Origin of the sequence: Samsonia erythrinae (assembly GCF_004342665.1) — a bacterium.
GTDB classification, from domain to species: domain Bacteria; phylum Pseudomonadota; class Gammaproteobacteria; order Enterobacterales; family Enterobacteriaceae; genus Samsonia; species Samsonia erythrinae.
In genome coordinates, this window is record NZ_SMBY01000001.1 from 288,735 (window position 1) to 311,755 (window position 23,021).

The window sequence follows — 23,021 nt, forward strand, 5'->3', positions numbered from 1 at the left end:
CATACCGGCTTTCATGCTTTATGTCCGCTGGCCTCTGAGGCATTCGCAGGGATCTCCGCGTGATGCAGCATAGTTAAATAAGGGGTAATGTCGCCGATATTTTTTTCTACCCAACTGGGATTGTAGTAGGTATCCAGATAGCGTTCACCGCTGTCACATAACAGCGTAACCAGTGCGCCTTGCTCTTTGCGTTTCACCATCGCTTTGGCCAGTTGCAACATGCCCCAGACGTTGGTGCCGGTGGAGGCTCCCGCTTTGCGGCCTAACACGTTTTCCAGCCAGTACAGCGTCGCGATGCTGGCCGCATCCGGTACTTTGATCATGCTGTCGATGACGTCTGGAATAAAGGAGGGTTCGGCGCGTGGGCGGCCAATACCTTCAATTTTACTGCCGCATGAACCAGTAATAGAAAGATCCCGCTGTTGGTAATAGTCGTAGAAAACAGAGTCTTCTGGATCGACCACCACCAGCTGCGTGTCTAAGCCCTGATAGCGTATGTAGCGCCCCAGCGTCGCGGAAGTGCCGCCAGTACCGGCGCTCATGACGATGTAGTTTGGTACGGAATAAGGCTCGCGTGACATCTGGCGATATATGCTGTCGGCAATGTTGTTATTGCCACGCCAGTCTGTGGCACGTTCAGCATAGGTGAACTGATCCATATAATGGCCGTTCAGCTTGTGTGCCAGTTGTTCCGATTCCGTGTAGATCTGTCCCGCTTGCTCGACAAAATGGCAGCGTCCGCCATAAAAAGTGATTTGCTCAATTTTTCTTTTGGCGGTGCAGAAAGGCATAACGGCGATAAACGGCAGGCCAAGCAGACGCGCAAAATAAGCCTCGGATACGGCGGTACTGCCGGATGAGGCCTCAATAATCGGTGTGCCTTCTTTGATCCAGCCGTTACACAGTCCGTAGAGGAACAGCGATCGCGCCAGACGATGCTTCAGGCTGCCGCTGGGATGCGTGCTTTCATCTTTGAGATAAAAATAGATACCGGGGTAATCCGGCAGAGTCAGACGGATAAGATGCGTATCAGCCGAACGTTGAAAATCCGCTTCGATGGCGCTGATGGCATTTTTAACCCAGACATTGGTCATGATAAAAACTCGGTCAGACAGTGATTTATATAGATAGATTACCGGGTTTTCTGGATAAAAAGATTACCTTTTGATCTGCCAGTGCCAAATTTTGAAGAGTAATTTCCTTTTATTATGCGATTTTGGAGAAAAATCTCCTCCCTAAGCCGGAGGGTTACCCTAAAATAAGGGTGACGCCAGAGAGGAGCGAAGCAAAGGCAATACAGAGGATTACTATGCCGATAGCGCCAATCACGAAAGGAAATACGATCGCGGCAAGGCCGAGCGCTGCTGCACTGATACAGGTTCGTCCTGGTTCCCGGCGTGCAAAACCGAAAATAGCGAGAATAAGGGCGAGGCAGCCTAAGGCAGATGTCGCGGTAGTAACATGTTGCTGTGTATTAAATGTGGTTTCAGGGATGGGCACGGGAGCGGGTTTACCCATGAATCTATCAACCGTAGTATCCCGAATAGAAACGATCTCAGCAGCAATTCGTTCTTCTAAAGGGATATCGGGGGTTGATGAGCCACCCCAGAAGTTGGATATAGAGACAAACAGAGCGAGTGCTCCCAGCATCATTCCAGTCATACTAAACTTACAGCGTCTTTTGGTGTTTTCCATCTGTTTGCCACTCCTGATTGGCCTGGGAAAGCATCGCTATCGTCATGAATAGTCTTTGGGTTGGTGCCCACGGAGAGAATATTGCTTTTCTCTCGTAATGGGGGAGAATAGAGAAAAAAATTCTATGGATTAACCATGCTGGATAAAATCGATCGTACGTTACTGAGTATGCTACAGCAGGACTGCACGCTGTCGTTACAGACGCTGGCGGACGCGGTTAATTTGACGTCAACCCCTTGCTGGAAGCGGCTGAAACGGCTGGAAGAAGAGGGGATCATCCGGGCCCGGGTGGCGCTGTTGGATAACGAACGTTTGGGATTAGGGCTCACAGCGTTTGTTCTCTTGAAAACACAGCAGCACAATAGTGACTGGTATCAGACATTCACGCGCGTGGTGTCTGACATGCCGGAGGTGCTGGCCTTCTACCGCATGGCGGGCGAGTATGATTACCTGATGCAGGTTCAGGTCGCCGATATGAAAAGCTATGATGACTTCTATAAACGTCTGGTTAATGGTATTCCCGGGCTGGTCGATGTAACATCCAGCTTTGCTATGGAACGAATCAAACATACCACGGCACTGCCTATATCCCTGTGATTCATCATCCATTTATCTTCTGTATAATGACTTTTCTAAGTCAGGTCATAGCCCGTCAGGCTATTGGAATAAAAACTGCGTGAGACTGTTTGCTCAACTGAGTTGGTATTTTCGCCGTGAATGGCGGCGCTATCTGGGCGCGGTCATGCTGCTGATCGCGATTGCCATTCTGCAATTACTTCCCCCGAAACTGGTCGGTGTTGTCGTCGATGGCGTAACGCAAAACGGCATGCCGATGGCCGAAATCATGAAGTGGATCGGTATCATGCTGATGACCGCTGTCATGGTGTACCTGCTGCGTTACGTGTGGCGCCTATTTTTGTTTGGCGCCTCCTACCAATTGGCGGTGGAACTCCGCGAGGATTTTTATCGCCAACTGAGCCGTCAGCATCCGGCCTTTTACCAGCGTCACCGCACGGGCGATCTGATGGCGCGCGCGACCAATGATGTCGATCGTGTGGTCTTTGCGGCCGGAGAAGGCGTGCTGACGCTGGTTGACTCGATGGTCATGGGGTGTGCGGTGCTGGTCGTGATGTGTACCCAGATGAGTTGGGCGCTGACCCTGCTGGCGCTGCTGCCGATGCCCGTCATGGCGCTTTTCATCAAGCGTTACGGCACCAAACTTCATAACCGCTTTAAATCTGCTCAGGCAGCATTTTCGTCGCTCAACGATCAAACGCAGGAAAGCCTGACCAGCATCCGGATGATTAAAGCCTTTGGATTAGAGGATTATCAATCTGCGCGTTTTGCTCAGGTAGCGGCGGATGCCGGGGCTAAAAATATGCTTGTCGCTCGCGTGGATGCACGTTTCGACCCTACCATCTACATTGCAGTGGGGTTGTCTAATTTGTTGGCCGTCGGCGGCGGGAGCTGGATGGTAATTAATGGCTTGCTGACGTTAGGAGAGCTGACCAGCTTTATTATGTATCTGGGGCTGATGATATGGCCGATGCTGGCGCTGGCCTGGATGTTTAATATCGTTGAGCGCGGCAGCGCGGCGTATGCTCGCATTCGTCAACTGCTGGAGGAAGCGCCCGTAGTGGAAGACGGCGATGTCTCTTTGCCCGCAGGGCGTGGGGTATTGGACGTTAATCTCTCTGCGTTCCGCTATCCGGAAAGTTCTCGCGATGCGTTACAGACTATTCGCTTAACGTTGGCGCCGGGCGATATGCTGGGCTTGTGCGGGCCGACAGGGTCGGGCAAAAGTACGCTACTGGCGTTGATTTTGCGTCATTTTGACAGCAAACCGGGTGAGATCTGCTATCACGATCTGCCACTGAACGCGATTCGACTGGATGAGCTGCGTGGTCGCTTTGCCGTTGTGGGACAGATGCCCTTTTTATTTTCGGATACGGTAGCGCGAAACATTGCGCTGGGCCGCCCCGATGCCACGCAGCAACAGATTGAACAAGCGGCGTGGCTTGCCTGCGTCCATGACGATATTCTGCGATTGCCTCAGGGGTACCAGACTGAGGTCGGCGAGCGCGGCGTGATGTTGTCAGGGGGACAAAAACAGCGGATCGCGATTGCGCGGGCATTGTTGCTGGACGCCGAAATTCTGGTGCTGGACGATGCGCTGTCTGCGGTTGATGGGCGAACGGAATATCAGATTTTGCAGAACTTGAATACCTGGGGCGAGAAGCGGACGCTGATCATCAGCGCACATCGTCTGTCGGCCTTAACCGATGCGAATGAGATTGTGGTGCTGCGGCAGGGGAGCGTGGTACAGCGCGGTACACATCATACGTTGGTGACACAGCCAGGTTGGTATAGAGATATGTTCCGCTATCAACAGTTGGAAGCGGCATTGGATGACACGCCGCAGTCAGAAGGAACCCAAGATGAGTAACGCTCAACGGCTTTGGCCCACGCTGAAGCGTCTGCTGGCCTATGGTTCCCCATGGCGAAAACCGTTGATGCTGGGGGTTCTCATGCTGTGGATTGCTGCAGCCGCTGAGGTAACGGGCCCTGTGTTGGTGAGTTATTTTATCGATCATCTGGTGGCCAACGGTGAATTCCCTTTGGCGATAGCGGCTGGTCTGGCGATGGCATATGTCCTGTTGCAGATTCTGGCGGCGTCTCTGCACTATTTCCAGACGCTGTTGTTTAATCGGGTTGCGGTCGGTGTGGTTCAGCAGCTACGCATTGATGTTATGGACGCGGCCTTACGTCAGCCGCTGAGTGCGATTGATACACAGCCGGTTGGGCAACTGATTTCACGCGTCACGAACGACACTGAGGTCGTAAAAGATCTCTACGTGATGGTGGTATCGACGGTGCTACGCAGTGCGGCGCTGATTGGCGCGATGCTGGTGGCGATGTTTAGTCTGGATTGGCGGATGGCGCTGGTCGCACTGACGATTTTCCCCGCGGTGCTGACGGTAATGGCGCTCTACCAGCGATTCAGTACGCCGATCGTGCGCAGGGTTCGTGGCTATCTGGCGGACATCAATGACGGCTTCAATGAAGTGATTAATGGCATGGGCGTCATCCAGCAGTTTTGTCAGCAGGCTCGCTTTGGCAAAAAGCTGGGAGCGGCCAGCCATGCGCATTATGAAGCGCGCATGCAGGCGCTACGTCTGGACGGTTTCCTGTTGCGACCGCTACTCAGTCTGTTTGCCACAATGGTGCTGTGCGGTTTGCTGCTGCAATTCAGTTTTAGCTCGATAGGGTCGGTTGGCGTTGGGGTTTTGTACGCGTTTATTAACTACCTTGGTCGTTTGAATGAGCCGCTGATTGAACTCACGACCCAGCAATCGATGTTGCAGCAGGCGGTTGTCGCCGGCGAACGTATCTTTGAACTGATGGATGGTGCAAAGCAGCGCTACGGCAATGATGAGCGGCCGCTGGAGACGGGGCGTGTAGAGATTGATGATGTTTCTTTCTCTTATGGTGCAGAAAAGCGCGTGCTAAAGCATATTTCCTTGATGATCCCAGAAAAGGGATTTGTCGCGCTGGTGGGGCATACGGGGAGCGGCAAGAGCACGCTTGCCAGTTTGCTGATGGGATATTACCCGCCGGATGAGGGCGAAATTCGTCTTGATGGTCGACCGCTGTCAACGCTCTCCCATGCGGTTTTGCGCCAACATGTGGCAATGGTGCAGCAGGATCCTGTGGTCTTGGCGGATTCGATGTTCGTGAATGTGACGCTGGGGCGCAATATCAGCGAAGAGGCCGTCTGGCGAGCGCTGGAGATGGTGCAACTTGCCGAACTGGTGCGTGCTTTTCCGCAGGGGCTGCATACGCATGTCGGTGAGCAGGGAAATACTCTGTCAACCGGACAAAAACAGCTGTTAGCGATTGCCCGCGTTTTGGTGCAAACGCCAAAGATCCTGATTCTTGACGAAGCGACGGCGAACATTGACTCCGGTACGGAGCAGACGGTGCAAAAAGCGCTGCGGATAATCCGGGAGCAGACAACCTTGATTGTGATCGCTCACCGGCTGTCCACCATTGTCGAGGCCGATACGATTATGGTGCTCCACCATGGTCAGAGCGTTGAGCGGGGAACGCATGAGCAACTGTTGCAACAGCAGGGGCGCTATTATCAAATGTATCAGCTGCAACTGGCGGGAGACGGTCTCTCTCCTCCTCACGCTGAATCTTCTTCTGTGTAACATTCTCGCCAATCCTGTCAGTGCATGCACCGGATTGTATGGTGCAGACTGACAGTTTGCTCGCGGCGTCGCACTATCAATAAGCATCACGATACCTTTTTAGCGTACTTTGCACTAAATTTACCGCTGGTTGCACTATTTTGGTGCGGCCATGGCCGCGGGGTAGCTATATTTCTTTTCCTTCCCGACGTTTTCCCCCTCATTACGCCCGCTGGTTGTGTTCTTTCCGTGATTTATCCCCGCTGAGTTATTTATGGCACAGGCTTTGCTTTATTCATGCTGTGAACATACTTCGTCGAGTGCGGGATCCGAATCAACGTAAACAGGGTTTGCACGCAATGTTAGGGGAAAGAACAATGAAACTGGTTACTGTGGTGATAAAGCCGTTCAAGCTGGAAGATGTCCGTGAGGCGTTATCGTCTATCGGCATTCAGGGACTTACCGTCACGGAAGTGAAGGGGTTTGGGCGTCAGAAGGGGCATGCCGAACTGTATCGTGGCGCGGAATACAGCGTTAACTTTCTGCCAAAAGTTAAAATTGATATCGCGATTGCTGATGACCAACTGGATGAAGTGATCGATGTTATCAGTAAAGCCGCCTATACCGGGAAAATCGGTGATGGCAAAATTTTTGTTGCCGAGCTGCAAAGGGTCATCCGCATTCGGACGGGTGAAACTGACGAAGCCGCGCTTTAACAACGCCTAGCATAGATTCATTAATTGGGATGGATAAAATGAAAAAACTAATCTCCTCATTAGGCCTCGGTGTGGCGGCGTTACTCCCCTCTTGGGCGATGGCCGCGGCTCCCACGATTGATAAGGCGGATAACGCTTTTATTATGATTTGTACCGCGCTGGTACTCTTTATGACGATACCGGGTATTGCACTGTTTTACGGCGGTTTAATCCGCTCGAAGAACGTACTGTCGATGATGACGCAGGTGAGCGTTTCGTTTGCGCTGGTCTGTATCCTGTGGGTGGTTTATGGCTACAGTCTGGCGTTCAGTGAAGGAAACGCGTTCTTTGGCAGTTTCAGTACGTTTATGCTGAAAGGCATCGGCGTTGAGTCCGTCAGCGGCACCTTTTACCAATTTACGCACGTAGCTTATCAGGCCTCCTTCGCCTGCATCACCGTGGCGTTAATTGTTGGGGCGATAGCGGAGCGTATCCGCTTCTCTGCGGTACTGATTTTTGTTGCGCTATGGCTGACGTTTTCCTACCTGCCGATGACGCACATGGTATGGGGTGGGGGGTATCTGGCTGCGGATGGCGCCCTGGACTTCGCCGGCGGGACGGTCGTGCACATCAACGCTGCGGTTGCCGGGTTGGTTGGCGCTTACCTGCTGGGGAAACGTGCCGGTTTTGGCAAAGAGGCTTTCAAACCGCACAGCCTGCCGATGGTGTTCATCGGTACGGCAATCCTTTATATCGGCTGGTTTGGTTTTAATGCGGGCTCAGCGGGTGCAGCGAACGGGATTGCCGCGTTAGCGTTCATCAACACGATTGTCGCCACCGCAGCAGCGATTCTGGCGTGGGTTGGTGGCGAGTGGATGGTGCGCGGTAAACCTTCTCTATTGGGCGCTTGTTCTGGTTGTATCGCAGGTCTGGTGGCGATTACGCCAGCCGCGGGTACGGTTGGCGTCGGGGGCGCGCTCATCATCGGTCTGGCGGGTGGCGTTGCGGGCTTGTGGGGCGTGACGGTACTAAAAAGATGGCTGCGTGTGGACGATCCCTGTGATGTGTTTGGTGTGCACGGCGTGTGTGGGATTGTCGGCTGCATCCTGACCGGCGTATTCTCTTCGGCATCGCTGGGCGGTACGGGGTATGCCGACGGTGTGACGATGGCGCATCAGGTTTGGGTTCAACTGTTCAGCGTAATCGTGTGTCTGGTGTGGTCCGGCGTGGTGGCGTTTGTCGCCTTTAAAATAGCGGACATGGTTGTTGGCCTGCGTGTACCGGAAGATCAAGAGCGCGAAGGGCTGGACATCAACAGCCATGGAGAGAGCGCTTACAATCAGTAAGTCACAGGCTCAGACAAAACTGGCAAGGCGTGGGAGTATCCCGCGCCTTTTTACTTAGCGACAATCAACGTTATAGTGGATGGCGACGTATTACACCTTCCTGCACGCTGGAGGCGACCAGAACGCCTTCCTGAGTATAAAATTGTCCACGCACGAAGCCGCGCGCCCCGGATGCGGAAGTGCTCTCCACGGTATATAACAGCCAGTTATCCAGTCGGAAATCACGGTGAAACCACATGGAGTGGTCAATCGTAGCTACCTGCATACCCGGCTCCAGAAAACCAACGCCATGAGGCTGCAAAGCGGTAAGTAAAAAATTACAGTCAGAGGTATAGCCAAGCAAATACTGATGGATGCGCTTATCCTCCGGCAAAGTGCCGTTGGCCCGACACCAAACGTGTCGCACGGGTTCATCCACTTCACCCTTGAGTGGGTTATGGAATTTGACCGGACGCATTTCAATCGGGCTGGCCTGAATGAATTTATCGCGGAAGCGAGGGGGTAAAAGATGGCGCATACTTTGCGCAATCTCCTGTTCGGACTTCAACGCATCTGGCTGGGTCACCTGCGGCATCACATTCTGATGCTCAAATCCCTCTTCATGGCTTTGGAATGACGCAGTCATATAGAAAATAGGGCGGCCATTCTGGATTGCGCTGACGCGGCGAGCGCTGAAACTGTTGCCATCGCGTAGGTTCTCAACGTCATAGATGATGGGCTTTTGACTATCGCCGGGCAACAGAAAATAGCTATGGAAAGAGTGAATGAAACGCTCCGCCGGGACGGTCTGCTTGGCCGCCGACATCGCCTGACCGACGACCTGTCCGCCAAAAACCTGGCGTAATCCTAAATCATCGCTTTGTCCGCGAAATAGCCCTTCTTCGAGTTTCTCAAGATGGAGGAGGTCGAGCAGGTGTTGTAATGGTTGACTCATAGTATCGGCCTCAGTGAATGCTGGAGTTTATCTTTTGGTATTTTTTCACAAAATTACGGCTTATGGCTTTTTGACTAAAATTAACGTCAGGTTTCAGGAAAATATCCGAGTTTTGAACCATCATTATGGTGATAGGTGAATTTTGCTATTTGTAAAGGCCGGTTTTCGAGGCCGGTAGTCGGACAATATAAAGGAGACTGACCGAATGAAAGTATGGCATATCTTAGGTGGTATCACATTATCGATGACGCTGGCAGCCTGTGCGCAGAAGGGGGATTATGGCGTTTCTCCTCAAACGGGGGCGCCTGTCACGAGTTCTTCCACGCAGCGTCCTGTTATCGCGTTACCTGCGGTCACGGGGACGGTGAATATTCGTCAGCGCATTGCGTTGCCGCCTAACGCTGTTTTGACCGTTACGGTGTCAGATGCATCGCTGGCAGGTTCGCAGTCAAAGGTGATTGTTCAGCGCGTGACGCGCCTGGAAGGAAAGCAGGCACCTTTCCGGTTTGAACTACCGTATCAACCCTCTGATGTTCAGCCTAACGCTCGTATCTTGCTGAGTGCGGCGATTTCCATTGATAACCGCGTTGTGATGGTGACGGAGAACGTTCAGCCTGTGATTAACAACGGGGTGAAAAATGCCGATCTGGTTCTGGTGCCCGTTGCTTCCGTGCCTTTACCGACGCCAAATCAGGATGCGACAACATCCGGTCTGGAAAATCAGCCTGCTCAGGCTCAGCCTGCGGCCACATCGCAGCCTGGCTGGTAACGCTTTCTGGCAGTACGCTTAGTTCTTAGCGTACTGCCAGCGATATTTGGCAAGATCAACTCTGCCCTGACGATTAAACCTAATCCCTTCCGCCTGTAATGCCGTCTTCTGACGCACATAGTCGCCACCTACCAGCGATATTTCCCCTTTACGATTAATTACCCGGTGCCACGGAAGCTTGCTGTCTTTTGGCAGGCGTTTCAGTACGCCGCCTACCTGCCGTGCGGCTCTGGGCGAACCGGCAAGCAGCGCGATGTCGCCGTAGGTCGTAATTTTGCCATAGGGAATTGCCGCAACGATGTGAAATACGCGCTGGCGGAAATGATCGTTTTCTTCTGACATCAGCGGAGTTTCCTGCTGTTGGTAAATTGACGCAACGTAATCGTGACATAGTGGGTAAGAAAACAACGGTTAGCCTGCGCTGGCTTGCAATTGCCTACCTCATCGCGGATAATGCCATCCGCTTTGTGACAACGCGGAGATTTTCTCGCAAATCGTCATGAGGCAGTCAATGGAGGCCCTGTTGGTTCTCTCGCAACACTAACCTGTGGATTCGGTCAGGTCCGGAAGGAAGCAGCCGCAGCAGGAGACGTGTGTGCCGGGATGTAGCTGGCAGGGCCTCCACCATTTAAAGCTTCACACCATTTTTATCCCTCATTTTGTCTGCCTTATCCTGCCTGGCGCTCGCTTTCGACCATAAAATCTAAACGGCTACCCTCCAGGCTGCGAACAGCATTTTTCACTTTCCGTTAGCGATGTATTTTATCTGACGAGCGGTTATCACCTTAATTATTGTCTCTCCCTTTTTATCACGCGCTGGACCATTTTCATTATTACCTGACTTTATCAGAACGATTGTTATAAACGATAAATTGCGGCGAAATAAACATGGAAGATGAAATAGAACCTGTTTTACTTTAATGTTATAAATACAATTTGTTACAACTTTTACTTAATGAATACAGTAAAAATAGAATAAAAACAAAGGCCGATAAATTAAATATATTATCGGCGCAGTGTATTTAATGTCAGTTTTTGTCTGTATACCGCTTGACGTTAGCGGACATATTTCCATACAGCCGTGGGGACTTTGTCGTAGAGCTTGTTCATGGTCAGCTCTGCCAAACGATGGTCTGCTGCGGAATAGAACATCTCCAGTTCATCATTAGAGAGTTCATACTTGTTTTTTTCAATAACACGTTCAAGAGTGTCAATGGTCGTGCATTTACGTAAACGCATCAAATAGTCGATTTTTTTCATAATGGCCTATACGAACAGTACCTGGTGGTTAAAAATATTAAGATAAATTATTGCTTAAGATTTAGCAGGCGTACAGACGTTCTCTCTTGAGAACATTCCGAATAATTTTGCTTTGGATTTCTGCCAGCGCCGGAGTTCAGCATCATTAATACCGTAGTTGCTAAACAAAACGTAAGTATCATCCAAATACTTTTCAACCCGCTGAGAAAGCTCACTTTCGTTAGGATACTTTATTTTAAATGTCAGAATAAACGTAGCTATATGCTCAATAAGTTCATTTAATTGGAGATTGATCGCAGATGTTGGGTCATTGACCCACCCATGACTGCTATCGCCTAACGTCGCTATGCCTTCGTCGCACAGATTTTCACATAAGAATCTGAGTTGGGCAATATCATAATTTTTTGGCGTGTACTCATCCATATCAATCCCTCCGTTAAGCCGTAATTCAGTGTTACTGTGGTTAACATCTGGTAAACAGGTAGACTGATGGTGCTTGCAAGATAAAGAGGTCAGCGTTGCTTCATAATTCATGCTGCTACAGAGCGAGTGTCGCGCTCTTGAACAATGAATGAGACAGTGAAAGTGTTGTTCCTCCTGGCTGACTGGAATAACGTTAGCGAAAACGCCAACACATCGTGATGCCACTTTACCCTACGTCGGTTACGATGATAACCGCGTTATATATAACTATAGCAAAGGCGTTCATAAAATTCGCGGATAAATAGATAAGGTTTTCACCGCTATTTATTTTTATTAAACCATAGGTTTTGCCTTGTCACAATGAGTATTAAATAACCCACAGGGCAGGTTATTTAATTATTAATTTCTAAAATAGAGAGATAACAGGAGGATGGGTGGGATGTTATCAAAGAATGGGGCCGAAGTGGTCTACATTATCTTATTGTTTTCGCTGTTTTTTATGTGAGACATCCCATACAGTCTTGTCAAGCGTGTGACCAGCCTGTATGGGAAGCAATAGGAAAAATTATCCTTTTTTCTTTTTTTTTCTGCCTTGCACGGCCTTAAAGCGTGGGTTGGATTTACAGATAACGTAAATTCGTCCGCGACGGCGCACGACAACGCAGTCTTTATGCCGGTTTTTGGCTGAACGCAGCGAGCTAAGTACCTGCATTGACTCACCCCTTCCGATGACTTAAAAAAGAACCAAAACGCTGTTGGAAGCGCGCCGTGCTACCTTCTTTGGCATATTCTTTTTGTTTCCCGGTGTAATAGGGATGCGATGCCGAAGAAACATCAATGGTGACGTAAGGGTAGCGTGAACCCTCTAATTCGATGGTCCTGTCGGTTTTAATGGTTGACCCAACCCTGTAATAAACATCCGCGCTGGTATCATGAAACACCACAGTGCGATAGTCAGGGTGAATACCTGATTTCATTGTTGCCTCACTTGTTATGTTATAACATAACCTTAATTCTGCGCTTTTTTGTGGTCAGGATCAACCACTATGTTGTTATGACTATTTCTCTCCCGCTTCACGCAGTGTATGGCATGGCGCTATCGGGCCGTCAGGCTGTCAGCAGGTCCGTGGCGCTCAGCCTCATAAAGGGATGGAAGAGGGCGTGGGAAATAAAAAAGGCCGCGAGGCGGCCTTTTAATCGGAGATATAGGGATGTTCAGTTTAGTGAGAGGCTGTTTCGTCGGTTTTCTTGCTGAAACGACGGCGGACAACCACAAAGAACACGGGAACAAAGAAGATCGCCAATACGGTTGCAGTGATCATCCCACCCATTACGCCGGTACCAACTGCGTTCTGCGCGCCGGAACCCGCACCGCTACTGATGACCAACGGCATGACGCCAAGGATGAAGGCAAGTGATGTCATCAGGATGGGGCGTAAGCGCATACGAGCCGCATCCAGAGTCGCTTCAATCAGGCCTTTCCCTTCTTTATCCATCAGATCTTTGGCAAATTCGACGATCAATATGGCGTTCTTCGCGGATAGTCCTATGGTCGTCAACAAGCCCACCTTAAAGTAGACATCGTTTTCAAGACCGGTCAGATTTGCGGCAATCAACGCACCGATGATACCCAACGGAACAACCAGCATAACGGAGAACGGTATGGACCAGCTTTCATAAAGCGCCGCCAGACACAGGAATACGACAATCAAGGAAATCGCGTAGATTGCGGGTGCCTGATTGCCTGATAACCGTTCCTGATAGGACATACCGGTCCACTCGTAGCCAATACCCTGTGGCAGTTTCGCGACGAACTCTTCCATCAGCGCCATGGCTTCACCGGTACTCTTACCTTGTGTCGCTTCGCCCTGTATTTGCATGGATGGCTGGCCATTATAACGTTCCAGACGCGGTGAACCATATTCCCAGTGGCTCTGCGTAAATGCGGAAAACGGTACCATTTGTCCGTTGTTGCCACGGATATACCAGTTTTTGATGTCATCCGGCAGCATACGGAAAGGCGCATCGGCCTGGACATAGACTTTTTTCACGCGACCGCGATCGATAAAGTCATTCACGTAAGAGCCGCCCAACGTTGTCGCCAGCGTTGAGTTGATGTCTGACAGTGACACGCCAAGCGCCTGGGCTTTCTCCTGATCGATATCAAGACGGAACTGCGGCGTATCTTCCATCCCGTTAGGACGCACTTGTACTAACGTATCAGGACGTTGTGCGGCCATGCCCAGCAGTTGGTTTCGAGCTTCTGTCAGTTTTTCATGGCCCAGGTTCGCCTGGTCAATCAGCTGGAAGTCGAAACCAGTGGCCGTACCCAGTTCGATAATCGCAGGTACGTTGGCCGCGATAACGATGGCTTCTTTAAACTGGCTGAACACGGCGTTTGCTCGGCCTGCAATCGCGGCGACCTTATTCTCTGCGCCGCTGCGCTCACTCCAGTCATTCATACTGGCGAACGCCAGACCAACGTTCTGGCCGCGACCAGAGAAACCGAAGCCCGTTACGGTAAAGACGGATTTGACGTTGTCTTTCTCGTTTTCGAGATAGTATTGCGTCAGTCTGTCCATGATTTTCTGGGTGTTTTCCTGCGTCGCACCGGAAGGCAACTGGACGATGTTCAGGAGCACCCCCTGATCCTCTTCCGGCAGGAACGACGTTGGCAAACGTAAGAACAGGAATGCCAGTCCCACAACAATCAACAGATAGATGACCAGATAACGGCCTGTGCTGTGCAAAATATTTGCGACGCTGCCGGTATAGTGATGCGTGCTTTTCTCAAAGAGATTGTTGAACCAGCCGAAGAAACCGGTTTTCTCGCCGTGATCGCCTTTCTCGACCGGTTTTAACAGCGTGGCGCAGAGCGCCGGCGTCAGAATGAGCGCAACCAGCACCGACAGCACCATCGCAGAAACAATCGTGATGGAGAACTGACGATAGATTGCGCCAGTAGAACCGCCGGTAAATGCCATGGGAACGAATACCGCAGACAGCACCAGCGCAATACCGACCAGTGCTCCCTGAATCTGTTCCATCGAGCGTTTTGTCGCTTCTTTAGGTGGCAGTCCTTCTTCCACCATGACGCGTTCAACGTTTTCAACGACGACGATGGCATCATCCACCAGAAGCCCGATGGCAAGTACCATCGCAAACATCGTCAGCGTGTTGATGGAATAGCCAAATGCAGAGAGGATGGCAAACGTTCCTAACAAGACGACCGGCACCGCAATCGTTGGGATCAACGTGGCGCGGAAGTTCTGCAAGAACAGATACATAACCAGGAAGACCAGTACGATGGCTTCCACCAGTGTTTTCACCACTTCGTTGATCGAGATCTTAACGAAGGGGGTCGTATCGTACGGGTAAACGACTTTCAGACCGGCAGGGAAGAATTCTTCCGCTTTATTCAGAGCATCCTTGACTGCGGTTGCCGTATCCAGCGCGTTTGCACCCGTCGCCAGCTTTATGCCGATACCGGAAGCGGGTTGGCCATTGAAGCGCGCGATGGTGTCATAGCTTTCCGCACCTAACTCAACGCGCGCAACGTCTTTAAGGCGAACCTGAGAGCCATCCGGATTAACTTTCAACAGTATTTTAGAAAACTCTTCTGCTGAATTCAGTCGGGTCTGCGCAATGATCGACGCATTCAATTGCTGACCGGGAACGGGGGGCGTTCCTCCTAGTTGGCCTGCCGCAATCTGGTTGTTTTGTACTTTGATCGCAGAAGTGACATCAACCGCCGTCAGTTGATAGTTGTTCAGTTTGTGCGGATCCAACCAGATGCGCATGGCGTACTGGGCGCCAAAAAGCTGTGCATCGCCGACACCAGACGTACGGCTGAGCGGATCTTTTACGTTGGCCGCCACGTAGTCCGCGATATCTTGCTGCGACATTTTGCCGTCTTCACTGATGAAGCCGACAACCATCAGAAAGCTGCTGCTTGATTTTTGAACGTTAACCCCTTGCTGCTGTACCTCTTGCGGCAGCAGCGGCATGGCCAGTTGCAGCTTGTTCTGCACCTGAACCTGTGCAATGTCCGCATCCGTACCTGCTTCGAAGGTCAGCGTAATCTGAGCCGCGCCTGAGGAGTCGCTGCTTGATGACATATACATCAGGTTATCGATGCCGTTCATATTCTGTTCGATAACCTGCGTCACTGAATCTTGCAGCGTCGACGCATCGGCTCCCGGGTAACTTGCCGTTACTTCAATCGCGGGGGGAGCGATTGTCGGATACTGGGCAACGGGCAATTTAACAATTGCCAGCAGCCCCGTCAGCATCACGATGATGGCGAGTACCCATGCGAAAATGGGGCGATCTATAAAAAACTTAGCCATGAATTATACCGGCTCCTGTTAGCACATCTTAAGATTTCGCGGGTTCTGCTGGCGCTTGTTGCGCCTGCTCATTTTGTTGAGCGACTTCTTTAGCTTTTACCGGCACGCCTGGTCTGATTTTTTGCAGGCCAGTGACAATAACGCGATCGCCCTCTTTCAAGCCTTCGGTCACCAACCATTTATCACCGATTGCTTTGCTGGTTTTAAGCATGCGGGGTTCAACTTTATCGCCTTCTCCAACAACCATCGCCGTGGCGTTACCACGCGGATCGCGGGTGACGCCTTGCTGGGGCACCAACAAGGCCGCGGGGTTTACGCCGGAATCGAGGCGAGCCCGAACAAACATACCGGGGAGGAGGGTATGCTGTGGGTTGGGGAAAATCGCCCGCAGTGTGATGGAGCCTGTCGTTTCATCAACGGTAACATCAGAGAATTCCAACGTACCCGCTTCGGCATATTCAGTACCGTCTTCTAACACAAGACGGACATTGGCTTTACCTTCGCTTTGCTTCAGAGTGCCGTTTTCCAGTTCTTTTTTCAGTTGCAGGAAATCGTTGCTGGATTGCGTAACGTCAACGTAAATCGGATCGAGCTGCTGCACAGTCGTTAATGCGGTGGTTTGTCCGGTGGCGACCAGCGCGCCTTCCGTGACGGTCGATTTGCCTACGCGACCGGAGATCGGCGCACTGACTTTGGTGTAAGCGAGATTGATTTGCGCGGTGTCAACCGCTGCTTTTGCTGCTTGAACGCTTGCATCAGCCTGACGGGATGTGGCAACCGCTTGATCGTAATCCTGTTTGCTGACGTAGTTGGTGCCTAATAGCGGTTTATAGCGGTTAACCGTTAAACGGGCGATTTCAGCCTGTGCCTGCGCCTGCGCAAGTGTGCCTTTGGCGCTATTGTAGTTGGCCTGATAGGTCGCCGGATCGATTTGATAGAGTGAAGCGCCAGCCTGAACGTCGGAGCCTTCAACGAAGTTCCGTTTCAGGATAATCCCCCCAACCTGTGGACGAACTTCGGCAATACGATAAGCGTTTGTGCGGCCCGGAAGCTCAGTGGTGACATTCAATGCTTCCGTTTTCATCGTCACAATACCAACTTCAGGCATCTGTTGCTGTGCGCCGTCCTGCTGATTGTTACTGCTATCACATCCTGCGAGCATTAGGCCGCCAGAAAGCATCAGAACTGCCGCCAGAGGCGTTAGCCCTCTGTTTTTGTTCATAGATAAACCTCAAGTGTCCGATTTGAAATTGGCCAATGGATCACAAGCTTAAAAACCCATTGCTGCTATAGTTTTATGTTCATGCTATGTTACATACATTCTTGAATGTATGTAAATCGCACATTTATTTAAATACATCCCTATGGCACGAAAAACCAAACTGCAGGCTCAGGAAACACGACAACAGATACTGGACACTGCGTTGAGAGTGTTCTCTGAGCATGGCGTGTCTGCGACTTCATTGTCTGATATTGCGGCTGCTGCTGGCGTAAGTCGGGGTGCTATTTACTGGCATTTCAAAAATAAAGCTGAAATATTCGATGAAATCTGGGCGCTGGCAGAGTCAAAACTCAGTGAATTTGAAATAGAGTATCAGACAAAATTCCCTAATAATCCACTCCGCGTTATGCGTGAACTATTGATTTATATGCTGCGTTTAACGGTCAACGACGCCCAGTGGCGCTCCATGATGGAAATTGTTTTCCACAAATGCGAGTTTGTGGGGGAAATGTTACAATCTTACAATGCGCGCAAGGAGCTTTACCTTTCCTGTTATGTCGATATTGAAGAAAACCTGATTAAGTGTATTCGCATGGGGATGCTGCCGATGGATATTCATCCCCGGCGTGCGGCGATTTCGCTGCGTGCCTATTTTTCCGGCGTGATGGAGAACTGGCTATTTATGCCGGAAAGTTTCGATCTTGATCGGGATGCGCCGTCGCTGACAGATGCCTTTATCGATATGTTGCGCTTTAGCCCGGCCTTACGTAAACCGGTTGAATAGGCGGTAGGGCCGACCCCATTCCCACGCACGCTAGCCTTCTGATGCGCCTATTCGCCGGTGTCCGGCGTTTGATTATTCCCTTTTTCCTGTAAGCGTTTTTTTTCTAAATCATTACGCACAATCTCAAGCGCGGCCAGCGCGATAGGCGTCTCGATCTGGTTTTCTTCCAGCAACATAATTAAATCGACGGCGAGTTTTACTTCGGGGGGCGCATTTTCAAGTGACATCATTCGTTCCTTTTGGGCGGGTAAGGCGGTGGCGCTATAGCCCTTGTTCCCGGCGTTCAATCTGACGCTCCAGACGTGATAGAGACTGACGGCAGCGTGATAACCGTCCTTCCAGCGCGGCCAGCTCTTTTTGCAGCCGCTGTCGCTCGCTTAAGTGCGTCTGTGTGATGAGAAGGCTTTCTCTGTCCTGAATCATGGAAAGCAAACGGCGCTCGTAATCCTGATGTTCCGCCAGCTTGTGGTACACATCTTCTGGTGGCGGGGTAAATTGTGACTCCTGCCTGCGCAGTGACTGCGTTGCCAGCTCTCGCTGTAAAGCGGCGATCTGGCTGACGAGTTTTTCCGCCAGAAACGCCACGCGCTCGGTTCGCTGTTCCGCGACCAACTGTTTTATCGCGAGCAGGTTGCGCTCAACCTCGGCGTGGTAGTCGCGTAGCCGGGTGCCGTAACTGCTGAAAAGCTGGCGATCAAATCGCAATTGCGGTACGGGGTTATCCGCCAACGGTTCGATTTCTTTCGTCAGCGTGCTAATTTGTTGGTCAAGCGCCAGCAGTAATTTATGCGTGTTCACTCTTTTCCCTTACGATGAGGCGGATGATTCAGCGTGCCTGCACGGCGAGAGGTGTACAAGCCTACGTTTATGTCGCACGAGAACATCTTAACGAATCCGCCGGTAAAGGTGGTGATAAAGTGTGGTAGCGGTTGTGGTAAACAGAATGTAAAGGTGAATATGTATCGCGTGTTGCTGATTATCCTGGGGTGGACTGCGGTTGTGTTGGCAACGCTGGGCGTCGTGTTGCCTTTACTGCCGACAACGCCTTTCTTGTTGCTGGCCGCCTGGTGTTTCGCCCGCTCGTCTCCACGTTTTCACGACTGGTTGCTCTACCGTTCCTGGTTTGGCAGCTATCTGCGCCACTGGCAGCAGCACCGTGCGTTGCCGCCGGGTGCAAAATGGAAAGCGGTCGCCGTCATTTTGCTGACGTTTGCGCTGTCGCTCTGGCTGGTAAAGCTGAATTGGGTCAGGATCCTGCTGCTGGTGATTTTGGTTATTTTGCTCACCTTTATGCTTCGTTTACCCGTGATTGATCCAGAACAACAAACGCACGACGGGGATCCGAAAAGATAGCGCGAAAGATAGCGCCTTTTGACGCGACGAAAGCGGCGGCCTTCGGTGACGGGCAGGGATAGCCCGTCACAAAAAATGTTCGGGAAACATTTTTGACGCTGCGAAAGCGGCGGCCTTCGGTGACGGGCAGGGATAGCCCGTCACAAAAAGAGGCTCGCGGAGCGAGGGTGGTTGCATTTGTCTGTCACTTTGACTAGATTTGGGCGTTTTCGTGCGCGGGCCGCCGTTTTCCTTCATGTTATCGTGCGCTTTCATCATGAGATGGTGAAAAGTACGGTGGTGGCCGGCATTTGTATGTTCAGAACGTTTTATCAGGCACAACTATGATGACCGCAACAGCACAGCAGGTAGAATTAATTAAAAACAGTATCAAAAGCATTCGTGACTATCCGAAACCGGGGATACTGTTCCGTGACGTAACCAGCCTGCTGGAAGATCCCGTGGCCTATGCGGCCAGCATTGAGATGCTGGCAAACCGTTATCGCAACGCGGGAGTCACTAAAGTTGTCGGTACGGAAGCTCGTGGTTTTCTGTTTGGCGCGCCGGTGGCGCTGGCGCTGGGCGTCGGCTTTGTCCCCGTGCGTAAACCAGGTAAACTGCCGCGTCCCACTATCAGTGAAAGCTACGAGCTGGAATATGGTTCCGATACGCTGGAAATCCATGCTGATGCGATAGCCGCGGGTGATAATGTGCTGGTGATTGACGATCTGTTGGCGACGGGCGGTACGATCGAGGCCACGGTAAAATTGATTCGTCGTTTGGGCGGCGTTGTCAGCGATGCCGCTTTTATCATTAACCTGTTCGATATCGGCGGCGAGCAACGCCTGACTGAGATGGGCGTTACCTGCTATAGCCTGGTTGACTTCCCCGGACATTAATCATAACAGTCTCGCCGATAGCGGCGTGGCTGTGTTAGCATGATTGCCTCAATAACTCGACTGTTGCGGTATTGATGAGCTATCAGGTTCTTGCCCGTAAGTGGCGCCCCCAAACCTTTACCAACGTTGTCGGTCAGGAGCATGTCCTGACTGCGTTGGCTAACGGCCTTTCTTTAGGCAGAATCCATCACGCTTATTTGTTTTCCGGCACCCGTGGCGTCGGGAAGACGACCATTGCTCGTTTGCTGGCAAAGGGGCTGAATTGTGAACAGGGCGTGACGGCCACACCCTGCGGTCAGTGTGCCAACTGCCGTGAGATTGAGCAGGGCCGTTTTGTCGATCTAATTGAAATTGACGCCGCTTCTCGAACGAAAGTCGAAGATACGCGCGACCTGTTGGACAACGTGCAGTACGCCCCCGCGCGTGGCCGCTTCAAGGTGTACCTGATCGATGAAGTGCACATGTTGTCTCGCCACAGCTTCAACGCGTTGCTGAAAACGCTGGAAGAGCCGCCTCCGCACGTGAAATTCCTGCTGGCGACGACCGATCCGCAGAAATTGCCGGTGACGATTCTGTCACGTTGTTTGCAATTTCATCTCAAAGCGCTGGATGTCGAACAGATTCGTATGCATCTGGAACAGGTGTTGCAGGCGGAAGGCATCGATAGCGAACCTCGTGCGCTACAGCTGTTGGCGCGTGCGGCGGATGGGAGTCTGCGTGATGCGTTGAGCCTGACCGATCAGGCCATTGCGATGGGGCAAGGGCAGGTCAGTACCGCCTCAGTTAGCCAGATGTTAGGCACGCTGGATGATGAACAGCCGCTGGCGATCCTCGAAGCGTTGGCAAAGGGCGACGGCGCACAGATTATGTCGCTGCTCGATCAGGCGGCGGCGCGCGGTGTGGATTGGGAATCGCTGCTGGTAGAAACCCAGACGTTGCTGCATCGCATTGCCATGATTCAACTGCTGCCCGCGGCATTGGGCGACGATTATGCTGCGGTCGAAGGTCGCATGCGGGATTTGGCGCGCGTACTGCCTCCGACAGATGTACAACTTTACTATCAGATAATGCTCATTGGCCGTAAAGAGTTGCCTTTTGCGCCGGATCGTCGGATGGGCGTCGAAATGACGTTGCTCAGAGCGCTGGCGTTTCATCCCCGTCAGGTCATTGCCGAGCCTGTTGCACCAGCTAGTACCGCGCCGATGCAGATTGAGCGTCCCGCTGCTGTGCAGCAAACGGCGTCACCACAGTCTGTCAGCACGAGATCCCCTCTCGCCAGAGAACGGCATGAAAGCTCGTTGACGCCGCCCTACGCGCCGGAATCGCCGGTCGATGTATCCCCGCCGCCGCTTGGGGAGCCGCCAGCCGCCGACTTTTCCGGAGATCATGACGTCGTGAGTGAGTTGCCTGACGCGACCTCCCAACTGTTGCAGGCGCGAAGCCAACTGCTGAGAAAACAGGGGAGTACGCCACCAAAAAAGGCTGAACCGGCAGCGTCTGACAACACGCGGCCGGCAACCTCAGCGCTGGAGCGATTGGCTTCAGTGACTGAGCGCAGCATGCAGCGGCAAAGCGAGAAAACCGCCTCCAAGCCTAAAAAGCCGGAGGCCTATCGCTGGCGAGCGCAAAATAAGGCCGAAGAGGTAAAAGTCGATGTGGCGACGCCGAAAGCGCTGCGTTCGGCATTAGAACATGAGAAAACGCCAGAGCTGGCGGCGCGGCTGGCGGAAGAAGCGCTGGCGCGGGATGAATGGGCCGCGGAAATTCATCGTCTGACATTGCCAAAGCTGGTACAACAGCTGGCGCTCAATGCGTTTAAAGAGAGTGACGGCGCAGGTAAAGTCCACCTGCATTTGCGTTCGTCCCAGCGGCACCTGAATTCGCCTGCGGCGCAGAAAACGCTGGCGGATGCGCTGACGGCATACTACGGGCAGCCCGTAGAGCTCAGGATTACTGAAGATGACGACCCGGCGGTACGAACGCCGCTGGAGTGGCGTCAGGCAATATATGAAGAGAAACTGGCGCAGGCGCGCCAGTCGATTTTGGCAGATACGACAATTCAAACGCTGCGGCGTTTCTTTGATGCGGAACTGGACGAAGAAAGTATCCGCCCTGTTTAACCGCTGCAAGTGCGCAGCCCGACGTGATAGAGAGAAAACTATGTTTGGTAAAGGTGGAATTGGCAACCTGATGAAGCAAGCCCAGCAGATGCAGGAAAAGATGCAGCAGATGCAGGAAGAGATTGCGAACCTGGAAGTCACGGGGGAATCAGGCGCAGGGCTGGTTAAAATTACGATCAATGGCGCACATAACTGCCGTCGTGTCGAGATCGACCCCAGCCTGATGGAGGACGACAAAGAGATGCTGGAAGATCTTATCGCTGCCGCATTCAACGATGCTGCGCGCCGCATCGCGGAGACGCAGAAAGAAAAAATGGCCTCGGTTTCCAGCGGCATGCAATTGCCGCCGGGCTTTAAGATGCCGTTCTGATGCAGACGAGTCCGCTTCTTGAATCCCTGATGGAAGCATTACGCTGCCTGCCGGGCGTTGGGCCTAAGTCAGCGCAGCGTATGGCGTTTCATCTGCTGCAACGTAACCGCAGCGGCGGCATGCGTCTGGCGCAGGCTCTGACGCGGGCGATGTCTGAAATCGGTCACTGTGCCGATTGTCGGACGTTTACCGAGCAGGATGTTTGCACGATTTGCTCGAATCCACGTCGCCAGCAAAATGGCCAGATTTGCGTTGTGGAAAGTCCGGCGGACATTCATGCTATTGAACAGACGGGGCAGTTCGCTGGCCGTTACTTCGTACTGATGGGGCACCTTTCGCCGCTTGATGGTATTGGCCCGGATGATATTGGTCTGGGACGGTTGGAGGAGCGCCTGCAAACGGAGCCGATCGGCGAAGTGATTCTGGCGACTAATCCGACGGTGGAAGGAGATGCCACGGCGAACTATATCGCCGAACTGTGCGCGCAACATGGCGTCATGGCCAGCCGCATTGCGCATGGCGTGCCTGTCGGTGGTGAATTGGAAATGGTGGACGGCACAACGCTTTCCCATTCGCTTGCCGGTCGTCAGCCTTTCAGGTTTTAGTCCGTATAGCCGCCGTTCGGCGGCT

Annotated in this window: 24 protein-coding genes and 1 other RNA gene; 13 read left to right on the top strand and 12 right to left on the bottom strand. The window is 52.1% G+C overall.

Annotation, left to right across the window (positions count from 1 at the left end):
* Positions 1-11 precede the first annotated feature (11 nt).
* Positions 12-1,094, bottom strand: coding sequence for a PLP-dependent cysteine synthase family protein (locus tag EDC54_RS01260; protein WP_132452472.1), 1,083 nt, complete (start codon positions 1,092-1,094; stop codon positions 12-14).
* A gap of 154 nt (positions 1,095-1,248) precedes the next feature.
* Positions 1,249-1,695 carry a hypothetical protein gene (locus EDC54_RS01265; protein ID WP_132452474.1) on the bottom strand — a complete coding sequence of 149 codons (447 nt, stop codon included), beginning with the start codon at positions 1,693-1,695 and terminating at the stop codon, positions 1,249-1,251.
* Positions 1,696-1,830: 135 nt separating this feature from the next.
* Here EDC54_RS01265 and EDC54_RS01270 point away from each other — a divergent pair, with 135 nt between their 5' ends.
* From EDC54_RS01270 to amtB, 5 genes are all read left to right on the top strand, one after another.
* The gene (locus tag EDC54_RS01270; protein WP_132452476.1) at positions 1,831-2,292 is read left to right on the top strand and encodes an Lrp/AsnC family transcriptional regulator; all 462 of its coding nucleotides are present in this window, start codon (positions 1,831-1,833) and stop codon (positions 2,290-2,292) included.
* Between the two features lie 79 nt (positions 2,293-2,371).
* Positions 2,372-4,141 carry a SmdA family multidrug ABC transporter permease/ATP-binding protein gene (locus tag EDC54_RS01275; RefSeq protein ID WP_132452478.1) on the top strand — a complete coding sequence of 590 codons (1,770 nt, stop codon included), beginning with the start codon at positions 2,372-2,374 and terminating at the stop codon, positions 4,139-4,141.
* Positions 4,134-5,909 (top strand): SmdB family multidrug efflux ABC transporter permease/ATP-binding protein, encoded by a 1,776-nt coding sequence (locus EDC54_RS01280; RefSeq protein WP_132452480.1) that lies wholly within the window; start codon positions 4,134-4,136, stop codon positions 5,907-5,909. The genes EDC54_RS01275 and EDC54_RS01280 overlap by 8 nt, the downstream gene beginning before the upstream one ends.
* A 356-nt stretch (positions 5,910-6,265) precedes the next feature.
* A complete protein-coding gene (gene glnK / locus EDC54_RS01285) occupies positions 6,266-6,604 on the top strand; it encodes a P-II family nitrogen regulator (RefSeq protein WP_009114005.1) in 339 nt (112 codons plus the stop codon).
* Positions 6,605-6,642: 38 nt separating this feature from the next.
* Entirely contained in the window at positions 6,643-7,929 is a 1,287-nt protein-coding gene (gene amtB / locus EDC54_RS01290; protein WP_132452482.1) for an ammonium transporter AmtB, read from the top strand.
* A 70-nt stretch (positions 7,930-7,999) separates the two neighbouring features.
* Here amtB and tesB read toward each other — a convergent pair whose 3' ends face one another.
* On the bottom strand, positions 8,000-8,863 hold the full coding sequence (gene tesB / locus EDC54_RS01295; protein WP_132452484.1) for an acyl-CoA thioesterase II: 864 nt from the start codon (positions 8,861-8,863) through the stop codon (positions 8,000-8,002).
* A 205-nt stretch (positions 8,864-9,068) separates the two neighbouring features.
* Here tesB and EDC54_RS01300 point away from each other — a divergent pair, with 205 nt between their 5' ends.
* Positions 9,069-9,632: a YbaY family lipoprotein gene (locus tag EDC54_RS01300; protein ID WP_132452486.1), complete on the top strand. Its 564-nt coding sequence runs from the start codon at positions 9,069-9,071 to the stop codon at positions 9,630-9,632.
* 18 nt (positions 9,633-9,650) lie between these two features.
* Here EDC54_RS01300 and EDC54_RS01305 read toward each other — a convergent pair whose 3' ends face one another.
* Positions 9,651-9,974, bottom strand: coding sequence for an MGMT family protein (locus tag EDC54_RS01305; protein ID WP_132452488.1), 324 nt, complete (start codon positions 9,972-9,974; stop codon positions 9,651-9,653).
* A gap of 179 nt (positions 9,975-10,153) precedes the next feature.
* On the opposite strand from EDC54_RS01305, the gene ffs reads away from it, so the two are divergent.
* Positions 10,154-10,250: signal recognition particle sRNA small type (gene ffs, locus EDC54_RS01310), an RNA gene on the top strand.
* A 438-nt stretch (positions 10,251-10,688) separates the two neighbouring features.
* Here ffs and EDC54_RS01315 read toward each other — a convergent pair.
* The 6 genes from EDC54_RS01315 to EDC54_RS01340 all read right to left on the bottom strand — a co-directional run bounded on the left by EDC54_RS01315 (position 10,689) and on the right by EDC54_RS01340 (position 16,886).
* Complete coding sequence (locus EDC54_RS01315) at positions 10,689-10,892, bottom strand: HHA domain-containing protein (protein WP_009114000.1); 204 nt, start codon at positions 10,890-10,892, stop codon at positions 10,689-10,691.
* Positions 10,893-10,946: 54 nt separating this feature from the next.
* Complete coding sequence (gene tomB, locus EDC54_RS01320) at positions 10,947-11,315, bottom strand: Hha toxicity modulator TomB (protein WP_132452490.1); 369 nt, start codon at positions 11,313-11,315, stop codon at positions 10,947-10,949.
* A gap of 565 nt (positions 11,316-11,880) precedes the next feature.
* Positions 11,881-12,027, bottom strand: a complete 147-nt coding sequence (gene ykgO, locus EDC54_RS01325) for a type B 50S ribosomal protein L36 (RefSeq protein ID WP_132452492.1) — start codon at positions 12,025-12,027, stop codon at positions 11,881-11,883.
* Between the two features lie 4 nt (positions 12,028-12,031).
* Positions 12,032-12,292 (bottom strand): type B 50S ribosomal protein L31, encoded by a 261-nt coding sequence (locus EDC54_RS01330; RefSeq protein WP_132452494.1) that lies wholly within the window; start codon positions 12,290-12,292, stop codon positions 12,032-12,034.
* Between the two features lie 243 nt (positions 12,293-12,535).
* Positions 12,536-15,664, bottom strand: coding sequence for an efflux RND transporter permease subunit (locus EDC54_RS01335; RefSeq protein ID WP_132452496.1), 3,129 nt, complete (start codon positions 15,662-15,664; stop codon positions 12,536-12,538).
* Positions 15,665-15,692: 28 nt separating this feature from the next.
* On the bottom strand, positions 15,693-16,886 hold the full coding sequence (locus EDC54_RS01340) for an efflux RND transporter periplasmic adaptor subunit (RefSeq protein ID WP_132452498.1): 1,194 nt from the start codon (positions 16,884-16,886) through the stop codon (positions 15,693-15,695).
* 142 nt (positions 16,887-17,028) lie between these two features.
* Here EDC54_RS01340 and acrR point away from each other — a divergent pair, with 142 nt between their 5' ends.
* Positions 17,029-17,670, top strand: coding sequence for a multidrug efflux transporter transcriptional repressor AcrR (gene acrR / locus EDC54_RS01345; protein WP_132452500.1), 642 nt, complete (start codon positions 17,029-17,031; stop codon positions 17,668-17,670).
* A 47-nt stretch (positions 17,671-17,717) separates the two neighbouring features.
* Here the strand turns inward: acrR and rsmS are convergent, their stop codons facing one another.
* Positions 17,718-17,897 carry a pleiotropic regulatory protein RsmS gene (rsmS, locus tag EDC54_RS01350; RefSeq protein WP_132453592.1) on the bottom strand — a complete coding sequence of 60 codons (180 nt, stop codon included), beginning with the start codon at positions 17,895-17,897 and terminating at the stop codon, positions 17,718-17,720.
* Positions 17,898-17,931: 34 nt separating this feature from the next.
* On the bottom strand, positions 17,932-18,468 hold the full coding sequence (priC, locus tag EDC54_RS01355; protein ID WP_132452502.1) for a primosomal replication protein PriC: 537 nt from the start codon (positions 18,466-18,468) through the stop codon (positions 17,932-17,934).
* A 159-nt stretch (positions 18,469-18,627) separates the two neighbouring features.
* Here priC and EDC54_RS01360 point away from each other — a divergent pair, with 159 nt between their 5' ends.
* The 5 genes from EDC54_RS01360 to recR all read left to right on the top strand — a co-directional run bounded on the left by EDC54_RS01360 (position 18,628) and on the right by recR (position 22,996).
* Complete coding sequence (locus EDC54_RS01360) at positions 18,628-19,023, top strand: DUF454 family protein (RefSeq protein WP_132453594.1); 396 nt, start codon at positions 18,628-18,630, stop codon at positions 19,021-19,023.
* A 326-nt stretch (positions 19,024-19,349) separates the two neighbouring features.
* Positions 19,350-19,901: an adenine phosphoribosyltransferase gene (apt, locus tag EDC54_RS01365; RefSeq protein ID WP_132453596.1), complete on the top strand. Its 552-nt coding sequence runs from the start codon at positions 19,350-19,352 to the stop codon at positions 19,899-19,901.
* 74 nt (positions 19,902-19,975) lie between these two features.
* The gene (gene dnaX / locus EDC54_RS01370) at positions 19,976-22,021 is read left to right on the top strand and encodes a DNA polymerase III subunit gamma/tau (RefSeq protein ID WP_132452504.1); all 2,046 of its coding nucleotides are present in this window, start codon (positions 19,976-19,978) and stop codon (positions 22,019-22,021) included.
* Positions 22,022-22,061: 40 nt separating this feature from the next.
* Positions 22,062-22,391, top strand: coding sequence for a YbaB/EbfC family nucleoid-associated protein (locus tag EDC54_RS01375; RefSeq protein ID WP_132452506.1), 330 nt, complete (start codon positions 22,062-22,064; stop codon positions 22,389-22,391).
* A complete protein-coding gene (recR, locus tag EDC54_RS01380) occupies positions 22,391-22,996 on the top strand; it encodes a recombination mediator RecR (protein WP_132452508.1) in 606 nt (201 codons plus the stop codon). The genes EDC54_RS01375 and recR overlap by 1 nt, the downstream gene beginning before the upstream one ends.
* The last annotated feature ends 25 nt before the right edge of the window (positions 22,997-23,021 follow it).